Raw genomic sequence first — 19846 nt, 5'->3', positions numbered from 1 at the left:
GTGAAAAGAATTACAATTAACGAAGCCAAACACCATGTTGGAGAAACAGTTGAAATTGGCGCATGGGTTGCCAACAAACGTTCAAGCGGTAAAATTGCGTTTTTACAATTACGTGATGGATCTGCCTATTTTCAAGGAGTTGTCGTAAAAAGTGAAGTTGGAGATGATATGTTCCAACTAGCAAAAGGACTAAACCAAGAAACATCGATTTTAGTAAGAGGGGTTATCCAAGAAGACAGCCGTTCAAAATTTGGTTATGAAATGACGGTTACAGAAGTGGAAGTTGTTGGAGAAAGTCAAGATTACCCAATTACACCAAAAGAACATGGAACTGAATTCTTAATGGATCATCGTCATTTATGGTTGCGTTCATCTAAACAACACGCCATTATGCAAATTCGTAACGAAATCATCCTTGCGACTTATGTCTTCTTTAATGACAATGGATTTATCAAAATTGATCCACCTATTTTAACGGCAAATGCTGCTGAAGACACAACAGAGCTATTCCATACTGAATACTTTGATCAAGATGCATTTCTTTCTCAAAGTGGCCAATTGTATATGGAAGCTGCAGCAATGGCCTTTGGGAAAGTCTTCTCATTTGGACCAACTTTTAGAGCAGAAAAATCAAAAACACGACGTCATTTAATTGAGTTTTGGATGATTGAACCAGAAATGGCCTTTATGGACCAAGATCAAAGTCTTGAAGTTCAAGAACAATATGTAGCTTTCTTAGTTCAAAGAGTGTTAGATAACTGTGAACACGCATTGCATGTCTTAGATCGTGACGTTGACTTATTGAAAAAATATACTGAACTGCCATTCCCACGTATCTCTTATGACGATGCTGTCGTTTTATTAAAAGAAAATGGATTTGAAGACATTGAATGGGGAGATGATTTTGGATCGCCTCATGAAACTTTTATCGCTAGCTCATTTGACAAACCTGTCTTCATTTTAAACTATCCAAAAGCAATTAAACCATTCTACATGAAACCACATCCAGATCGTGATGATGTTGTTTTATGTGCAGATATGATCGCTCCAGAAGGTTATGGTGAGATTATTGGTGGTAGTGAACGTGAAGTTGATTTTGATAAACTTCAAGAAGCTATCAAAAAATTTGGTTTAGCAGAAGAAGATTACTCTTGGTATTTAGATTTACGTAAATATGGAACAGTTCCTCACTCTGGTTTTGGCTTAGGCTTAGAAAGAGCAGTAACTTGGATTTGTGGTACAGAGCATATTCGTGAATCTATTCCATTCCCACGTCTATTAAACCGCATCTACCCTTAATCTAAAAAATAAATCTAGCAATTTTCAGGCTTCCATAAGAAGTGTTGGAAATTGCTATTTTTATTGATTGATTTAGGATTGTCTTCCTTAAAAAAATAGCGTACTATAATAAGTGACGTAAGGAGATTGATAACATCATGGATAATCATATTTTACAGAGTTGGTTAAAGGCGGGAAATACGTCTATTTCGAATCTCTTATTAAAGCACTATCATAAAATTGGTTTAACGAATAATGAACTAATTTTAGTCATTCAATTAAAATCATTAATGGATGAAGGGATTTTATTTCCAGACACACAAGAAATCGCAATGCGCATGAATGAGTCCACAGATGGCGTTTTTCATGGGATTCATCAACTGATTCAAAAGAAAGTTCTCGCCATTGAGACAGACAAAACAGCTGATGGAAAAACACAAGATGCGTATAGTTTAACGCAACTTTGGGATAAATTAGCATTGCTACTTATAAAGACGGAAACAGAAACTGTCAAAGTTGAAGAAGTTCAAAATGAAAAAGAGTTGTTTCAGCAATTTGAATCCGAATTTGGCAGACCTTTATCCCCTATTGAAATTGAAACAATCGGCATGTGGCTTGATGAGGATCATTATCCAATCGATTTAATTGAGCTGGCTCTTCGAGAAGCCGTCCTCAGCCAAGTGTACAATTTAAAATATGTTGATCGAATTCTTTTAAATTGGGAACGAAAAAATATTCGAACAAAAGATCAAGTAGTAAAAGAATCTACAAAACATCGACAAAGTCAAGTTAAACAAAGCCAAAATCCAACCAATGAATCTGCAAAAAATACAACAAAAGTACCGTTGCACAATTGGTTGAATAACGACTCATTTTAGAAATAAAAAGGAGGATACCGTTTGTACTCAAAAATAAAAACCATTCGCGCAATTGATGTGATGGGGGAGATGTTTCCAAATGCAAAATGTGAATTGGTACATGACAATGCATTTCACTTGCTGATTGCAGTGATGCTAAGTGCTCAAGCAACGGATATTTCAGTGAATAAGGTTACACCAAACCTTTTTAAAAAATATCATACCCCAGCTGATTTTTTATCTGTTCCTGTAGAAGAACTAATGAATGACATTAAAACGATTGGTCTGTATCGAAATAAGGCTAAACATATTCAAGGCTGTTGTCGAAAATTAATTGAAGAATTTAATGGAGCAGTACCTCAAACGAGAGAAGAACTGATGAGTTTACCTGGAGTTGGTCGAAAGACGGCTAATGTGGTTTTAGGAGATGCATTTGGGATTCCGGCAATTGCTGTAGACACTCATGTTGAACGAGTGACAAAGCGTTTAGGTATTTGCCGAATTAAGGATAGCGTGCTGCAAGTAGAAGAAACGATGATGGAAAAACTGCCTGCAAAAATGTGGGTAGATGCCCACCATCGATTGATTTTTTTTGGGCGCTACCATTGTACTGCAAGAAGTCCAAAATGTGATATCTGTCCATTATTAGCTCAATGTAGAGAAGGAAAACAACGTATGGGACTATAAATATCAAATTAAAAAGAACGATTTAAGAATAACTCATTCTTAAATCGCTCTTTTATTTGTATTACTTTAGATTGAAAATCCATAAAAATTTCCCTAGAGAACTAAAATTCTTACTTCGGGTGCTTCGAGGAACAACTGTCGAAGAAGAATCAGAACCATTTCCGCCAGAACTAGTGTCTGGTGGAGGTGTACTGGAACTTGTTTCACTACTACTTGATTCAGGTGGAACGATTTCAGAGCTAGCTTCACTACTAGCAGGTGGTTCAGTAGAATCTATTACAGACTCACTGGAGCTTTCAGCTTCCTTTGAATCTACCTGAACACTAGTTGAAGCTGTTGCACTTCTTTGCCCACTAACAGAAGCAACCAATGAAATAGAGTTTGTACCACTCGTTGGTTTTTGAACCGTGTAGGAGAGATCACTTGTTTCATAAGTTTGTCCATTAACATTTAATAGATAACTCACTTTAGCATTTTTACTTGAAGATTTATAACTATCCCAAGAGATTGAGATAGCATCTGTTTCTTTGTTGTAACTTGCAGTTAAACCAGTCGGAGCAGGTAATGTTTCAGGTGTGTTGCCAGTACCATTTGATGTATTTGTCGGTGCTGTTCCTTTTACAAATAATTCAGTTACAATATTACTACTTGGAACATTTGGACCAGGTTTAGCAGCAGGATTACTTCCGTTTAAGACAGGTGAAGAAACAACGGTTGCAGGTTTCTTCCAGTCTTTTGTTTCAATATCTTTTGAAACATGAGTCATTAATTCTTTATAAATACGAGCAGGTAATTTTTGAGAATTTGGATTTAAATCATGATTATCTGCATTTGGATCATCATATCCAACCCATACAGAGATAGAGTAGTTCGTTGTATACCCACTAAACCAAGCGTCTGGTGAGGAAGTACTAGGAAACTTATCTGCGATTTTATCATCATAATTCGTTGTACCAGTTTTACCAGCTTGAGCTAAGCCTGGGATTTCAGCAGTTGTACCCGTTCCTTTTTTAATAACGTCTTTTAACATGTCCGTCATCATATAAGCAGTAGAATCCTTCATGGCTGTTTCACCTTTTGACGTTAAATCAATTTCTTGATTGTTTCGTAAAACAACTTTGTTGACAGCATATGGTTGATAATAGGTACCACCATTTGCAAAAGCTGCATAAGAAGCAGACAATTGAACAGGTGTTACATCGCCACCAATTGCATTTGATTCAACAAGCCCCTCATAGCCATCAGGTTGTTTGATGTTGATGCCAACTTTTTTCAAAAATTCATTGGATTTATCTAAACCAACTGTTTGCAATGTTTTTAAAGCTGGAATGTTACGAGAATCAGTAATTGCTTCTCGAATGGACATCTGACCTTTATAAGCTTTGTCATAGTTTTTGATTTGTGTTTTCCCATCTGAGTAGGTGTATGGCGCGTCAACTACTTGTTGGTAAGTTGAATAATTCAGATTTTCAATTGCTGGAGCATAATCTGCTAGAGGTTTCATTGTTGAGCCGATACTTCGTTGCAAGTCAGTTGCGCGATTAAGTCCAAGCTGCGCAGTTTGTTTACGACTTCCGCCAAGAGCTTTGATTTGGCCAGTATTGACGTCAACCATTGAAACACCCGCTTGAATTTGATCATCGGGGTATTTAACATAGTTTTCAGTATTTAAGGTATCATATAAATGTTGTTGTGCATCCATATCAAGATTGGTATGAACAGTGACGCCGTCGGTATAAATATCTACATCAGTTTTCTTTGATACTTCTTCAATAACTTCTTTCAAATAAGCATCAATTACTAGATTATCAGCACTTTCTTCCGTGTGATCTACTAAACCGCTATTAATAGGTTCTGCTTTAGCAGCATCTCGTTCTGCTGCAGTGATTTTTTCATTACTTGCCATAGCATCCAGTACCATATTTCGACGAGCTAACGCTTCATCTGGATTTGTATAAGGATTGTAACTGTTTGGAGCTTGAGGCATCCCAGCAAGTAGCGCTGCTTGAGAGAGACTGATTTCATTCAAGGGTTTACCAAAATAATATTGACTGGCTTTTCCAACACCATAAACATTATTCGCCAAGTAAACTTTATTGATATAGAATTCTAAAATTTGTTCTTTTGAGTATTTACGCTCTAATTTTAGTGATAACCATGCTTCTTGAGCTTTTCTTTTCAACGTTTGATCGGAGGATTTTGTTGAGAAGACAGAAAGTTTTACTAATTGTTGGGTTAAAGTACTCCCACCTTGTGAGGCAAAACCGCCTTTTAGGTTAGCAAGGACCGCACCACCAATACGAATTGGATCGATTCCGATATGTTTATAGAAGCGTCGGTCTTCAATTGAAATGACTGCGTCTTTTAACGATTGTGGAATTTGCTCTCCTTCTACGATTTCTCTATTTTCGCCACCGATTTCTTTAAAGATATTCCCTTTACTATCTAAAATTTTAGATGAAAAGGAACCGTTTAGTTCTTTTTCTGTTAAATTAGGTGCAGAAGAAGCATAATAGGCAAATAATCCGATTCCTACTAATAGCACAAGAACGCCAATTCCAATTAGTGAAAGTAGGATTTTTTTCCATAATTTCATTTTTCCACCTTTTTTTGGTTTTTTATTTGCAACACGTGACATTTCTTCATTATCGCTTGTCATGATTGTTCGACTCCTTTGAAAAGCTTTTTTCTATTAAAACATCTACCACATCTAAAAATGGAATACGTGGTGATAATCCATAATACAGTTCATAACCATTTTTTTCAAGTTCTTCTAATGGAATTGACTTTCTACCTTCATTGTTTTTTAAATCCCAATAGTCAATCAAAACGCGAGCTTCTAATAAAAAAAGCCGATTAACGCTGGTAAATCTCATAATTACAAAACAAATAGCCTGTTGAGCTAAACATTGCTTCATGTGCAAAATTTGGTGTTCATGAAAGTTTTTTAATGGAAAAGAGCGTTTGTTTTGTGTTTCTTTTGCCTCGAAATCTAAGTAGAAACCTTGATAAACACCATTATAATCCGTAGTAGAAGCTTGTCTGAAATAGGCTTCTTTAATAACTGCGGCACTTCGTCTTGGGTAATCAACTTGTACAATTTGGACGGGCGTTGGTTTTTTATGGATGACCGCTTTGTTTCGAGATAAATAAGTTTCATTACTGGCGTTAATGTCATCTTCTAAAGACATTCCTCTTTTGGAAAAAGAATGGACTGTCTTTTTTACTTGATTTTTTTTGTTATTTTCGGCACTATGAGAATAGCTTTTACCATTTGGATATCCAATTGCCAATAGTCATCACACTCCTAGTAGCTTATTATATCAAATAAACTAGGCGATTGGAAAGTAGAAAGGAGCATGCTTATGGCAAATTTAGTAATTAGCGGTTATCGTTCTTTTGAATTAGGTGTTTTTAAAGAAGACGATCCTAAAATTGCAGTTATAAAAAAATGTTTATCACAAGAAATTACACAGTTAGTTGAAAATAATCAAGTTGAATGGATTCTGATTGGGGGACAATCAGGTGTTGAACAATGGGCAGCAGAAGTTGTACAGGAATTAAAAAAAGACTATCCTCAAATAAAATATAGCGTTATTTTTCCGTTTTATGAATTCGGATCAAATTGGAATGAAGCAAATCAATTAAAATTGCAAAAAATCAAACAAGCAGCTGATTATACTGACAGTACCTCTCATAAACCATATGAAAATCCAGCGCAATTAAAAAATCACCAGCAATTTTTATTAGATCATAGTGAGTTAGCGTTACTTGTTTACGACCCTGAATTTGAAGGGAAAACAAAATACTTATATGAAGCAATCCAAAGAAAACAAGAAAAAACAACGTATGAATGTTTGTTAATCGACTTCGATCAATTGCAAAATCAGACATTTGAATAAAGAAATTAGTTTTTTTTTTCGATAATTTTTGATACAATAGGAAAAAGTATTGAATTTATGCTATAATGAAATAGCGACAGTATAAAAATGAGGTGTAACCATGGCAAATAGAAACTTAACAACTAAAGATATCTTACAAAAAGAATTTAAAACAAGCATGCGTGGCTATAGTCCGGCAGAAGTCGATGAATTTTTGGATAATGTGATTCGAGATTATGAATCTTACAATAAAGAAATCACGCAGTTAAAAGCTGAGCATGAACGTCTTTTAAGTAAAGTAGATGAGTTGACAAAACAAGCAACAATTGCAAAACCAGCATATTCTTCACAACCTAACAATACTGTAACAAACTTTGACATTCTGAAACGTTTATCTAATCTAGAACGACATGTGTTTGGTTCAAAATTAGATGAAAATGAAGAAGTCTAAGCTTAGATAGAAACTATTTGTAAATTTTGGGTAATTGCGGTCTAGCTTGACTAGGCTGAGGAAAGTCCATGCTCGCACAAGCTGAGATGCTTGTAGTGTTCGTGCTTAGCGAAACCATAAGCTAAGGCCTTTATCAAATGATAAAGTAACGGCGGAAAAAATAGCTAAGGTTGTAAAACTATGCTTGAGTATTCCTGAAAAGTGCCACAGTGACGAAGCCATTATGGAAACGTAATGGGTGGAACGCGGTAAACCCCTCGAGCGAGCAACCCAAACTTTGGTAGGGGCACTCTTTCTAAGGAAATGAACGAGAGAAAGAGGCAAGTAATTGCAGACAGATAATTACCTCGGGAGTGTGCAGTCACCTGACTCGCATTCCCTGACAGAACATGGCTTACAGAAATTTACAAATTCAGGTAAGAATTCCATCTTCATTTGAAGGTGGAATTTTTTTATTATTTAAATAAAAAATTTAACAGACGATCTGTATTTTTATGAAAATTAAAGGATTTAATGGTATACTAAAAAAGACTATTTTTTAAGGTTCGTTTAAAATATAGAGACTGTTCAAAACTAATAAATAGAAGTGAGGAAATAGAATGAAAAATTTTCAACTTGTTGCGACTGCAGCTAGTGGAATCGAAGCTTTAGTAGGCAGAGAGATCAAAGATTTAGGGTATGAATGTCAAGTGGAAAACGGGAAAGTATTTTTTGAAGGTGGCATGCGTGATATTGCTAAAACCAACTTATGGTTGCGTACGGCCGATCGTGTGAAAATTATCGTTGGTGAATTTAATGCCTATGAGTTTGATGAGTTGTTTGAAAAAACAAAAGCATTGCCGTGGGAAGACTTATTGCCAATGGATGCCTGTTTCCCAGTTGCTGGTAAATCAATCAAATCTAAATTGTATAGCGTTTCAGATTGCCAAGCTATCGTAAAAAAAGCAATTGTAAACCGACTAAGTGACGTGTATCATCGTAATACACGTTTACCAGAAACAGGTGCATTGTATCAGTTAGAAGTGGCTTTATTAAAAGATAAAGTAACAATTACATTAGATACAACTGGACCAAGTTTATTTAAACGAGGATACCGTACTTCAAAAGGTGGCGCACCGCTAAAAGAAAATATGGCTGCAGCTTTAGTATTATTAACATCTTGGAGAAAAGACCGTCCATTTTATGATCCTGTATGTGGGAGTGGTACAATTCCAATCGAAGCAGCGTTAATTGGTCATAACATTGCACCAGGATTCAATCGCAGTTTTGCTTGTGAAGAATGGGATTGGTTTGACGAGGAGATTTTTAAAGAAGTTCGTACAGAAGCTGAATCTTTAGCAGATTACGATATTGAGTTAGATATTGTGGGAAGCGATATTGATGGGAAAATGATTGAATTTGCAAAAGAAAATGCGATTGAAGCAGGTCTAGGAGACAGCATTACCTTTAAACAAATGCAATTAAGTGATTTTACCACAGATAAAGAATATGGTGTAATTATAGCAAATCCACCATACGGTGAGCGTTTAGGAGAAGAAGAAGCTGTTCAAACGCTATACAAACAAATGGGTACAACCTATCGTCCGTTAAAAACATGGAGTAAATATATTTTAACAAGCGATTTAACATTTGAAAGTTACTATGGAGAACGAGCAACGAAAAAACGTAAGCTTTATAATGGCGCACTTCGTACCGATTTCTTCCAGTATTGGGGCGAACGTCCACCAAGAGCACCAAGAACTTAAAGGAGTGAATTTAGATGGGGGAACAAGAAAAAGGTTTTTTAGAATTAACTAAAGAAATTGCTTTACTAAATGAAGCAGTTGCGCTGTTAGAGTGGGACTCATTAACTGGAATGCCTGAAGAAAGCAGTTCTTATCGTGGTGAATTGGTAAGTTATCTGGCGAGTCAAGCATTTGAAAAATCAACTTCCACTGAAATGGCTCATTATTTAAGTGAACTTCACAAAAATCAAAGTGAACTGTCTAATGAGTTAAAAAAAATGGTGGAAAAAGTTCAAAAAGAATATGATTTAAATCATAAAATTCCACAAAATGAATACAAAGATTTCATCAAAGTAACGAGTGAAGCGGATGCGACCTGGAAAAAAGCAAGAGAAACCCAAGATTTTAAGGTATTCTTGCCATCGTTAGAAAAAATTATTGCTTATGAAAAGAAATTTATTACCTATTGGAAAAAAGACGAAGCAACAAATTACGATGTTTTATTAAACCAATATGAACCAGGCATGACGGTTGCCAAGTTAGATAAATTATTTTTTGAACTAAGACAAGGAATTCTAGCAATTTTAGCCAAAATCAAGGAAAATGGGACACCCCCTAAAACTGATTTTTTAACTCGTTTTATGAGTAAAGAAAATCAAAAGGCTTTTTCTACAGCAGTCGTAAAAAAAATGGGGTACCGTTTTGAAGCTGGAAGACTTGATGATACAATTCATCCGTTTATGCAAAGTATGAATCGCAAAGATGCTCGAATTACAACTCGGTGGGATGAACATAATTATAAAATGGCAATTTTTGGTATTATTCATGAAGCCGGACATGGAATTTATGAACAAAATATTTCTGAAAAATATGATTACACGCCGTTGAGTGGTGGTGTTTCAATGGGAATTCATGAATCACAATCCTTGTTTTATGAGATTGTTATGGGTAGCGATAAACGATTCTGGTTAGATAACTACTCATTGTTGCAAAGCTATGCAGACGGCGAGCTAGATGATGTTGATTTTGAAACATTTTACAAGGGATTGCATGAAACTAAATCTTCCTTGATTCGAATTGAAGCTGATACATTAACGTACCCAATTCACATTATTATTCGTTATGAAATTGAAAAAATGATTTTTAATGAGGAGGTTGATGTGAAGGACTTGCCTCAAATTTGGAATCAAAAATATCAGGAGTACCTTGGAGTAACACCAACCAATGATTCTGAAGGGATTTTACAAGATGTCCATTGGAGTGGCGGTAGCTTTGGTTATTTCCCATCCTATGCTCTAGGCTTTATGTATGCAGCGCAATTGCAACATACTATGGCAAAAGAAATTGATTTAGAAGCAATTTATAAAACTGGCGACTATGAACCCATCCGTCAGTGGTTAACGGCGCACATCCATCAATATGGTGCCTTTAAAGAGCCGAATGAATTGATTTTAGAAGCAACAGGAGAAGCCTTAAATCCTCGCTATTTACTAGAATTGCAAGATAGAATTTACCAAATGGTTTATGATTATTAAGTAGAAGATACTAAGAATCGATGATTCTTAGTATCTTTTTTTTAACAATATTAGCATTGACTTTCTTTTAAAAAAAGATTAAACTTAAAATAACTTAAAAATAATAATGAAAAACTTAGTTAAACTTAAAAAGAGGTGGTATAAATGAATCAAAAAGATCGTTTGAAAACTATTCTTGAGTTATTAGAAGAAAGAAAAGAACTCTCAACAGAAGAGCTGATAGAAGAATTGGCCGTTTCAAAAGATACCATTCGACGTGATATTTTAGTTTTACTCAATCAAGAATTAGTTGAGCGCTATCGGGGAGGTATTTCTTTACCCGTTATGAAAGAAAAAATTCAAACGTATACCGATAGAATGATTGCAAATGCTAAAGCAAAAAATGCAATTGCCTTAAAAGCGATTGAGGAAATAAAACCACATCAAGTTCTTTTTTTTGATGTCTCCACCACTGTTCAAATGATTGCAGAGCACTTAAACCATGAGCAATTAATGATTGTCACTCAATCGGTTGACAATGCTTTCGTTCTTTCCAAAAAAAATAAAACCAATGATGTTTTTTTACTGGGTGGATTATTTGATGCTCAGTCGCACTTGATTTATGGAGAAGCAACCATTGAACAATTGTTTACTTTTTTATTTGATTGTGCCTTTATTGGTGCTGCAGGGATTTCCACTAACGGTGTCTTTTATTCGGAGTTAACTGATATTCAAATGAAGAAGGCCATTATAAAAAATGCTAAAAAAGTATGTTTAGTCGTTGATTCTTCAAAAATGGCTGTTGAAACTTCTTTCAAATTAGCATTTAGCGGAATTGACTTGATTATTTCAAATCGACCGTTTTCAAAAGAACTAAAAAATAAACTAGAAGATCATAACATTCAAATAATCATTACAGAGGAGTGAGCTTGTTGAATCTACTAATAAAAAATGCTCATATTATTGAAGAGGGAACAAGAAAAAAAGTAACCATTGAAATTGAACACCAATGTATTAAGCAAATTACTACCGAAAACATTGAATATTTGGAAGATACAGTTATTATAGATGCTAAAAATCAACTTCTTATTCCTGGAATGGTGGACGTTCATATTCATGGTGCCAATAATTTTGATATGATGGATGGCACAACCGAAAGCATTCAGGTAGTTTCGAAAAAATGTGCCGAGACAGGCTGTACCAGTTTTTTAGTTACTTCAGTTAGTTCCTCACTAGAATCTCTTCTTAAGATGATTCGTAGTACTAAAGAAGTGATTGGAAAAGAAGAAGGTGCTAAAATTGCTGGAATCCATCTAGAAGGTCCCTATTTAAATGTATTAAAAAAAGGCATGCAAAATGAAAAGTATCTCCGCCATCCTAATTTTGAAGAAATGGATCTTATTTTTAAAGAAGCAGGAGACTTAATTAAAATGGTAACCATCGCTCCAGAATTGCCAGGAGGAATTGACTTGATCCACTATTTAACAAAGCGCAATGTAGTGGTGGCAATTGCTCACTCAAATGCGACTTATGAAGAAGCAACGCAAGCTTTTGAAGAAGGTGCTAGTCATATTACTCATTGTTTCAATGCAATGCCCGTAATTCATCATCGTGCCCCAGGATTGGTAGCAGCCGCTTTAGAAAATGATGGTGTTAGTTTGCAAGCCATAGTTGATGGAGTACATTTACATCCAGGTATTATTCGCTTGATGCATAAAATCAAAGGGCCCAATAAAATCGTGTTGACTACAGATGCCTTACAAGCAATGGGTGTGGGAGATGGTGATTATGTATTCGGCGGACATCAAGTATCCGTTAAAGAGGGCATTGCCAGACTTCAAGATGGAACGCTAGCTTCTAGTACCATTACAATGAACCGCTCATTAAAACTAAGTAGTGATTTTGGCATTCCGCTTTCTGATAGTATTAAAATGGCATCCACTACGCCAGCAAATATACTAGGGCTCAATTCTATTGGGGAAATTAAAGAGGGCTACGTTGCTGACTTAGTAATGTTAGATGATCAATTTAACGTAACTCAAACCATTATTAATGGAGTGGTTTATTCGTAAACAGGCACATGTATTGTAAAGCTTAGTAGTTATCTACTAAGCTTTTTCTTTTAGCTTTAATTGTAGAGCTTGTCTAGCTAAGTGGTCAGCGCCTTTATTTTGTGCTTCAGGAATCCAATTAATAAAGGACAGTTCTATTTGATTTAAAATATGATGAATGGGTTTTAAATACGTCGCGAATTGATCATTTTTAGCATAATTACGTTCAACCGAATTCGCTACGATTTTACTATCGGTATAAATCATGACCGTTTCAGTTAAAAGATGTTGTTTTTCTATATGTTGTAAGGCAATTAAAAGAGCCTGGAATTCAGCTTCGTGGTTGCTACAGTTTTCTTGTAAGGGGATGGCTAATTGTTGGTACAATTGTTTGGGGCCAGAAATGACAATGCCAACGCCGCTTGGACCGGGATTGCCTTTTGTTGCAGCATCTGTATAAATTTTAAGCATGACAAAAAGAGTCTCCTTTTCAATTTTATAAGTTTCTTAATAGCTTCCCAAATTAATCTATGATACTATAGAATCATCCTAACAATAAAAGGAGGAATCCTGGTTGAAGAACGAAGCAACAATAAGGTATCGTCTTTCTTTGGAGCCTGCTTATCAAATTATTTATTGGTCTATTAGTTGGACTACTTTTTTTATTAGTTTAATAGGTATTTTAGAGATTCAACGGGTAAATGTAGTAAGTATTCTTGCAGCAATTATTTTTATTTTAACAGCCTACATTGGACTAGGATCTTATCTAACGATCAATCATACGAATATGGAATTTTCATATTTAAGAGGTATGAAAAAAGAAAGTATTCCACTTGAATCGATTAAAAAAATTAAGGGGCATCATTTAAGTCAACAAATTGATTTTAAAACAGAACGTCCGAAGTTTTGGTTTTATTTCTTTAATAAAAAAATAAAAACGCAATTTTATCACCATTTCGTAACGGATTATCCAGCGATTCCTTTATCTGAAGAATTTATTAAAACCCCAACGTATTTGGATACATCGGTCTTTCAAAACGATCAAAGAGATTAAGTGATTTAAAAAACGATACCTGATAAAGGGTATCGTTTTTTTATTCAATCGTTACTTTAGTAGCTTGAGGACCTCTAGTTCCTTCAACAATCGTAAAGACGACTGTTTGTCCTTCAGTTAATGTTTTAAATCCATCGCCTTCAATTCCAGTGAAGTGTACGAAAATATCTTCCCCATCATTGTATTCAATAAATCCGTATCCTTTGTCATTACTAAACCATTTTACAGTCCCAGTTTCCATATGTAACGTCCCCCTCTAGTTTAGAATCCAACGTCACCAAAATTAATATATGGCTTATTCTTATTATAGAAATATTCTATGAATCCGTCAAATATAAATAGCTAAAATAACGTTAACTTATAAAAATTAAGTTTCTTTTTCGGTCACAATTGTTGTATAATTAAAGTGAGATAAGAACGAATTAAACATTAATTGATTTAATGTTCGGATATAATAGGGAGGAATTCATAAATTGACATTAACAGACATTGAAATTGCGCAAGCAGCTGAACTAAAACCAATTCAAGAAATTGCACAAAAAGTAAAATTAGATTCAGATGACTTAGAACTATACGGTAAATATAAAGCAAAAATAGACTTTACTACAACAAAACGTCTTGCTGGTCAAAAAAATGGCAAGTTAATCTTGGTAACAGCAATCAACCCAACTCCAGCTGGTGAAGGGAAATCAACTGTAACGATTGGATTAGCAGATGCGCTTTCATCTTTAGGGAAGAAAACAATGATAGCTTTACGTGAACCGTCGCTAGGGCCTACAATGGGCGTAAAAGGAGGGGCTTGTGGTGGTGGATATGCTCAAGTGATTCCAATGGAAGATATTAACTTGCATTTTACAGGGGATATGCACGCTATTACAACAGCAAATAATGCGTTATCAGCTTTTATTGATAATCATTTATTTCAAGGGAATCTCTTACAAATCGATTCAAGAAGAGTGATATGGAAACGCGTTGTTGATTTAAATGATCGCGCGTTGCGTCATGTGACGATTGGTTTAGGTGGACCAATGCAAGGCGTTCCAAGAGAAGACGGATTTGATATTACGGTTGCAAGTGAAATTATGGCGATTTTATGTTTAGCAACAAGTTTAACAGATTTAAAAAAACGCTTAGCTCGAATTGTAATAGGCTACACCTTTCAAAAACACCCTGTGACGGTTGCGGACTTAAAAGTAGAAGGCGCGTTAACGTTGTTATTAAAAGATGCGTTAAAACCAAATCTCGTACAATCAATTGAACACACGCCGGCTCTGGTTCATGGCGGTCCTTTTGCCAATATCGCTCATGGTTGCAACAGCGTATTAGCCACGCAAACAGCTATGAAATTAGCTGATTACACGGTTACTGAAGCAGGATTTGGTGCGGATTTAGGTGCTGAGAAGTTTTTAGATATTAAAGTTCCGCAGCTTGAAAAAGCACCAGATGCAATTGTTGTTGTCGCAACAATTCGCGCACTAAAGATGCATGGTGGTATTTCTAAGGATCAATTATCTACTGAAAATGTTGAAGCTGTAAAAGTGGGGTTTAGTAATTTACAAAAACATATTGAGAATATGCAGTCTTATGGTTTGCCTGTAGTTGTAGCGATTAATGAATTCAGCAGCGATACAAAAAATGAAACACAATTAGTTAAAGAATTATGCCGTAAATTAGGCGTTGAGGCAGCGTTGACAGCTGTCTGGGAAAAAGGTTCAAACGGTGGTGTAGAGCTAGCCAACGCTGTTTTAATGGCGATTGAATCAAGTTCAGAAGGATTCCAACCATTGTATAATGCAGAAGAAACGTCAATTGAAGAAAAAGTCACTAAAATTGTTCAACAAATTTATGGTGGAAGTAGGGTTTTATTTTCTAAAAAAGCGTTGACACAGTTAAAAACATTTAAAACTTATGGATGGGAAAAATTACCTGTTTGTATGGCAAAAACACAATATTCATTATCAGATGATCCTTCTCTTTTGGGTAGACCAACTGATTTTGATGTGACGATTCGAGAATTTGTACCTAAACTAGGAGCTGGCTTTATCGTTGCGTTAACAGGAGATGTTATGACGATGCCAGGCTTACCTAAAAGCCCAGCAGCTTTAAATATGGATGTTGATGCTGAGGGGAAAGTTTCGGGTTTATTCTAAAAAATAGAGGTATGGGACGTAACGATGTCTCATATCTTTTTTAGGTCAGGAGTGAAAAGAATGGAAACAGCATTGACGAAAGAGCTAATAAGATTAGGAAAAGAGCGTGTTAAGAATTTACCAGTTGAAGGTTTTGTACCAGGACAAGGATCGTTACATCCATTGTTTATGTTGATTGGTGAAGCACCTGGTGAAACTGAAATTGGAAATTTAATTCCGTTTAGTGGGCGTGCAGGGAAAGAATTAATGAAATTTTTTGATAGGTTAGAAGTTTCAAGAGAAGATGTTTATATAACGAGTACCGTGCGAAGTAGACCTTATAAAATTAAACAAAAAGTGAGTGTGAAAACAGGAGAAAAAACAATCCGAAAATACAATCGTCCTCCAACAAAAAAAGAAATCATTGCGCACGCCCCATTGTTAGATGCAGAAATTCAAACTGTAAATCCACCGATTATTTTGACTATGGGGAATATCGGATTAAAAAGAATCCTTGGGAATGTAGGGACGGTTACAGAGCTTCATGGCCAACTCTATACGGGACCCATTCAAAAATTACAATCGTTAAATTCAAACCAGTTTATATGGACAGAAAAAAACTATCGAGTCTTTTCAACGTTTCATCCTGCTGCTATTTTTTATAACCGCCAGTTGCAGTCGCTGATAATGGAAGATTTAACAACATTTAAAAGGCTGATTCATTAAGGAAGTCTTCATCAATTCGATTTAGACTATTTACCGATGAAGATCCATGTTAGAATGAGAAAGACTGAATTTTGGAAATGAATAAAGGAAGTGGCGAATAGAAATGAAAGATTTAAAAGTAATTGGCTTAACGAAAACCTATGGAGAAAAAGTTCTCTTTGACGATATTTCCTTTACTATAAAAGAGGGAGACCGCGTAGGATTGATTGGAACGAACGGAACTGGAAAATCAAGCTTATTGCGAGTACTGACAGAACGAGACGGCAGTGAAGCAGGAGAAATTCAAATGCCAAAAGATTATCGAATTGGCTATTTGGAACAACAAACACAATTAAATCCAGAACAATCAGTATTTGATGCAGTTTTTGAAGGCGATACTCCGATATTAAAAGCCCTTCGTCACTATGAAATAGCTTTAGAAAATTTAACGTTAGATTCAATGAATGAAGCCTATCAAAGAGCCTATTCAAATGCTGAACAAGAAATGAATCGTGAAGATGCGTGGACAGCGGATACAAATGCTAAAACGATTTTAAATCAATTGGGTATTCATGATTTAGAACAAAAAGTTGCAACGCTTTCTGGTGGACAAAAGAAACGTGTTGGATTAGCTCAAGTATTGATTCAAGCACCAGACTTATTGATTTTAGATGAACCAACTAACCATCTTGATTTTGAAACGATTACTTGGCTAGAGAAATATTTAAGTAATTACAAAGGCTCGTTGCTACTTGTAACACATGATCGTTATTTTTTAGATCGTGTTGTGAATCGCATGATTGAATTAGCTCACGGTAAAATCACTACGTATACAGGAAACTATGAAGTTTATGTTAAAGAACGCGCAGAGCGAATGCTTGAAATGGAAAAGCAAGATCAAAAGAGAAAACAAATGTACCTAAAAGAACTAGATTGGATGCGAGCTGGAGCAAAAGCAAGAACCACCAAACAACAAGCTAGAATTGATCGATTCCACGATTTAGAAGGAAATTTAAATCAAGCTAAAACAGATGGGTCTGTTGAGATTGTAATGGATGGAAGTCGCTTAGGAAAACGTGTTTTTGAATTAGTAGATGCGGGGTTAACTCTTGAAAATCATGTTATTTTAAATAACTTTAATTTATTAGTGCAAACCAAAGATCGAATTGGAATCAGTGGACTAAATGGTGCGGGGAAATCAACTTTATTGAATGTGCTAGCTGGCAGAATGATTCTGGATAGTGGGAAATTAGTAGTTGGCGAAACGGTTAAAATTGCTTATTATACTCAAATGACAGAAGACATGGATCCTAACAAGCGCCTAGTTCAGTACCTTCAAGAAGTAGGAGAAGAAATTGAAACTACCAATGGAGAAAGAGTAAGTGTTACTGAGCTGTTAGAGCAATTCTTATTTGAACGTCACATGCATGGTGCGTTAATTGGAAAATTATCAGGTGGCGAAAAACGTCGTTTGTATCTATTGAAATTATTGATGGAGCGCCCAAATGTGTTATTATTAGATGAACCAACAAATGATTTGGATATTGCAACATTAACAGTCTTGGAAGATTATATTGAAACCTTCCCTGGTGCTGTGATTTCTGTTTCTCACGATCGTTACTTTTTAGATAAATCAACGAATAAATTACTGATGTTTGAAGGCAACGGGCAAGTTACACCTTACTACGGAAGTATCACTGAATTTTTAAAAGAAAATCGAACGTTAAAAGTGGAGGCAGTTGTGCCAACAAAAACTATCAATCAAGTCAATTTAGTAGAGAGTGAAACCAAAGAAAAAAAGAAATTAACCTTTGTAGAACAAAAAGAATGGGACACGATTGAAGACGATATTGCTAAAATAGAAAAAGAGATTGAAGAGTTAAAAGAAGCAATGGCACAATCAAATAGCGACTTTACAAAACTACAAGAATTACAAGAAAATGTCACTCATTTAGAGGAAGAGCTTGAAGCTAAAATGGACCGTTGGGAATTTTTAAGTCAATTTGCATAAAAAAGAAAGATCGATTAACTGGAGGCGTTCATGTGGAAAAAGAGTATTTAGCATTAGGAAAAAGAGTATTGGAAACTGGAAATGTAAAAACAGATCGTACAGGAACTGGCACAAAGAGCATCTTTGGCCATCAAATGCGTTTTGATCTGTCAAAAGGCTTTCCACTGCTTACAACTAAAAGGGTTCCTTTTGGATTAATAAAAAGTGAATTATTATGGTTTATTAAAGGCGATACCAATATTCGTTATCTACTAGAGCATAATAACCATATTTGGGATGAATGGGCATTTGAACGCTTTGTAAAAAGTGCAGATTATTCAGGACCGGATATGACAAATTTTGGTCGTCGTGCAGTTACAGATGCCGATTTTAATGAAATCTATCAAGTAGAATTAAAAAAATTCTGCGAACGCGTTTTAACAGATGATGACTTTGCTAAAACATATGGTGAACTGGGAAATATTTATGGTTCTCAGTGGCGTCATTGGAAAACAACTCAAGGAGAAACCATTGATCAATTAAAAGATGTGATTCAAATGATCAAAGAAACGCCTGATTCAAGACGTTTGATTGTTTCCGCTTGGAATCCAGAAGATGTTCCATCAATGGCATTGCCTCCATGTCATTCGATGTTTCAATTTTATGTAGCAGACGGAAAATTAAGTTGTCAATTGTATCAACGAAGTGGAGATATCTTTCTAGGAGTTCCTTTCAACATTGCGAGTTATGCGTTGTTAACACACTTGATTGCCCATGAAGTAGGCTTAAAAGTGGGGGATTTTGTGCACACAATTGGGGATGCACATCTATACTCGAACCATATGGATCAAATGAACCTGCAATTGACTCGAAGTATTCGCGAATTTCCAACGTTACAATTAAATCAAGAAAAAACAAGTATTTTTGATTTTGATGTAGCGGATATTCAAATTGAAGATTACAACCCACATCCAGCAATTAAAGCACCGATTGCTGTTTAATCAATAGAAAAGAGGGGAAAACTCATGATTGCGTATTTATGGGCACAAGATGAAAATGGTACAATTGGGTATCAAGGCACGTTACCTTGGCGTTTGCCGAATGATCTAAAATTTTTTAAAGAAAAAACAATTCATAATGCAGTTGTGATGGGCAGAAAAACCTTTGAAGGAATGGGGAAACGTCCATTACCAAATCGCATAAACATTATTTTAACTACAGATCCGACTTATGAAGCAACTGGTGTGACTGTGATGCACAGTCGCCAAGAAGTACTGGATTTTGCTAAAACCTATGAAAAAGATACGTTTATCACTGGTGGTACAGGAGTATTTAAAGATTTTTTGGAGGATGCTGATGTTTTGTATCGCACAATCATTAAAGGTGAATTTAAAGGAGATACTCAATTTCCACCTTTAAATTGGCAAGAATGGAAAATCATAGAAGCAACTCCAGGTATTTTAGACGAAAAAAACCGTTATCCTCATGTTTTTGAAACATATGTTAGAAAATAAAAAAATGGCAA

At 35.4% G+C, this 19846-nt stretch carries 19 protein-coding genes and 1 other RNA gene; 16 read left to right on the top strand and 4 right to left on the bottom strand.

The window, feature by feature from the left end; all coding sequences use genetic code 11:
* The 3 genes from asnS to nth all read left to right on the top strand — a co-directional run bounded on the left by asnS (position 1) and on the right by nth (position 2822).
* Entirely contained in the window at positions 1-1299 is a 1299-nt protein-coding gene (gene asnS / locus AC07SW_RS00840) for an asparagine--tRNA ligase (RefSeq protein WP_135018555.1), read from the top strand.
* Positions 1300-1436: 137 nt separating this feature from the next.
* Positions 1437-2156, top strand: a complete 720-nt coding sequence (locus AC07SW_RS00835; protein WP_034569601.1) for a DnaD domain-containing protein — start codon at positions 1437-1439, stop codon at positions 2154-2156.
* Between the two features lie 21 nt (positions 2157-2177).
* Positions 2178-2822: an endonuclease III gene (gene nth / locus AC07SW_RS00830; protein ID WP_119908081.1), complete on the top strand. Its 645-nt coding sequence runs from the start codon at positions 2178-2180 to the stop codon at positions 2820-2822.
* 61 nt (positions 2823-2883) lie between these two features.
* Here the strand turns inward: nth and AC07SW_RS00825 are convergent, their stop codons facing one another.
* Together AC07SW_RS00825 and recU are read right to left on the bottom strand one after the other, a co-directional pair.
* Positions 2884-5481: a transglycosylase domain-containing protein gene (locus AC07SW_RS00825; protein ID WP_494632081.1), complete on the bottom strand. Its 2598-nt coding sequence runs from the start codon at positions 5479-5481 to the stop codon at positions 2884-2886.
* The gene (gene recU, locus AC07SW_RS00820) at positions 5468-6115 is read right to left on the bottom strand and encodes a Holliday junction resolvase RecU (protein WP_494632080.1); all 648 of its coding nucleotides are present in this window, start codon (positions 6113-6115) and stop codon (positions 5468-5470) included. The genes AC07SW_RS00825 and recU overlap by 14 nt, the downstream gene beginning before the upstream one ends.
* Before the next feature lie 72 nt (positions 6116-6187).
* On the opposite strand from recU, the gene AC07SW_RS00815 reads away from it, so the two are divergent.
* From AC07SW_RS00815 to nagA, 7 genes are all read left to right on the top strand, one after another.
* Positions 6188-6724 carry an SLOG family protein gene (locus AC07SW_RS00815; protein ID WP_034569609.1) on the top strand — a complete coding sequence of 179 codons (537 nt, stop codon included), beginning with the start codon at positions 6188-6190 and terminating at the stop codon, positions 6722-6724.
* Positions 6725-6824: 100 nt separating this feature from the next.
* Positions 6825-7154, top strand: coding sequence for a cell division regulator GpsB (gene gpsB / locus AC07SW_RS00810; RefSeq protein ID WP_034569612.1), 330 nt, complete (start codon positions 6825-6827; stop codon positions 7152-7154).
* 22 nt (positions 7155-7176) lie between these two features.
* Positions 7177-7556, top strand: an RNA gene (gene rnpB, locus AC07SW_RS00805) — RNase P RNA component class B.
* A gap of 197 nt (positions 7557-7753) precedes the next feature.
* Positions 7754-8899 carry a THUMP domain-containing class I SAM-dependent RNA methyltransferase gene (locus AC07SW_RS00800; protein ID WP_074402696.1) on the top strand — a complete coding sequence of 382 codons (1146 nt, stop codon included), beginning with the start codon at positions 7754-7756 and terminating at the stop codon, positions 8897-8899.
* A gap of 14 nt (positions 8900-8913) precedes the next feature.
* Complete coding sequence (locus tag AC07SW_RS00795) at positions 8914-10413, top strand: carboxypeptidase M32 (protein WP_494632078.1); 1500 nt, start codon at positions 8914-8916, stop codon at positions 10411-10413.
* A 144-nt stretch (positions 10414-10557) separates the two neighbouring features.
* Positions 10558-11319 (top strand): DeoR/GlpR family DNA-binding transcription regulator, encoded by a 762-nt coding sequence (locus AC07SW_RS00790; protein ID WP_135023666.1) that lies wholly within the window; start codon positions 10558-10560, stop codon positions 11317-11319.
* Positions 11320-11324: 5 nt separating this feature from the next.
* Positions 11325-12464 carry an N-acetylglucosamine-6-phosphate deacetylase gene (nagA, locus tag AC07SW_RS00785; protein ID WP_494632077.1) on the top strand — a complete coding sequence of 380 codons (1140 nt, stop codon included), beginning with the start codon at positions 11325-11327 and terminating at the stop codon, positions 12462-12464.
* Between the two features lie 36 nt (positions 12465-12500).
* Here the strand turns inward: nagA and AC07SW_RS00780 are convergent, their stop codons facing one another.
* Entirely contained in the window at positions 12501-12914 is a 414-nt protein-coding gene (locus AC07SW_RS00780) for a ribonuclease HI family protein (RefSeq protein ID WP_074402700.1), read from the bottom strand.
* Positions 12915-13017: 103 nt separating this feature from the next.
* On the opposite strand from AC07SW_RS00780, the gene AC07SW_RS00775 reads away from it, so the two are divergent.
* Entirely contained in the window at positions 13018-13497 is a 480-nt protein-coding gene (locus AC07SW_RS00775) for an EbsA family protein (protein ID WP_135023664.1), read from the top strand.
* 40 nt (positions 13498-13537) lie between these two features.
* Here the strand turns inward: AC07SW_RS00775 and AC07SW_RS00770 are convergent, their stop codons facing one another.
* The gene (locus tag AC07SW_RS00770; protein ID WP_074402702.1) at positions 13538-13738 is read right to left on the bottom strand and encodes a cold-shock protein; all 201 of its coding nucleotides are present in this window, start codon (positions 13736-13738) and stop codon (positions 13538-13540) included.
* A 232-nt stretch (positions 13739-13970) separates the two neighbouring features.
* Here AC07SW_RS00770 and AC07SW_RS00765 point away from each other — a divergent pair, with 232 nt between their 5' ends.
* The 5 genes from AC07SW_RS00765 (at position 13971) to AC07SW_RS00745 (ending at position 19835) form a co-directional block, all read left to right on the top strand.
* Positions 13971-15647: a formate--tetrahydrofolate ligase gene (locus AC07SW_RS00765; protein ID WP_034569628.1), complete on the top strand. Its 1677-nt coding sequence runs from the start codon at positions 13971-13973 to the stop codon at positions 15645-15647.
* A 60-nt stretch (positions 15648-15707) separates the two neighbouring features.
* The gene (locus AC07SW_RS00760; protein WP_034569629.1) at positions 15708-16352 is read left to right on the top strand and encodes a uracil-DNA glycosylase; all 645 of its coding nucleotides are present in this window, start codon (positions 15708-15710) and stop codon (positions 16350-16352) included.
* Between the two features lie 103 nt (positions 16353-16455).
* Positions 16456-18342: an ABC-F family ATP-binding cassette domain-containing protein gene (locus AC07SW_RS00755; protein WP_494632075.1), complete on the top strand. Its 1887-nt coding sequence runs from the start codon at positions 16456-16458 to the stop codon at positions 18340-18342.
* A gap of 32 nt (positions 18343-18374) precedes the next feature.
* A complete protein-coding gene (locus tag AC07SW_RS00750; protein ID WP_135018548.1) occupies positions 18375-19322 on the top strand; it encodes a thymidylate synthase in 948 nt (315 codons plus the stop codon).
* Positions 19323-19346: 24 nt separating this feature from the next.
* A complete protein-coding gene (locus AC07SW_RS00745) occupies positions 19347-19835 on the top strand; it encodes a dihydrofolate reductase (RefSeq protein ID WP_034569632.1) in 489 nt (162 codons plus the stop codon).
* The last annotated feature ends 11 nt before the right edge of the window (positions 19836-19846 follow it).

It is taken from the genome of Carnobacterium sp. GW821-FHT04C06 (genome assembly GCF_059420345.1).
This window is presented reverse-complemented; position numbering and strand designations above follow the sequence as displayed.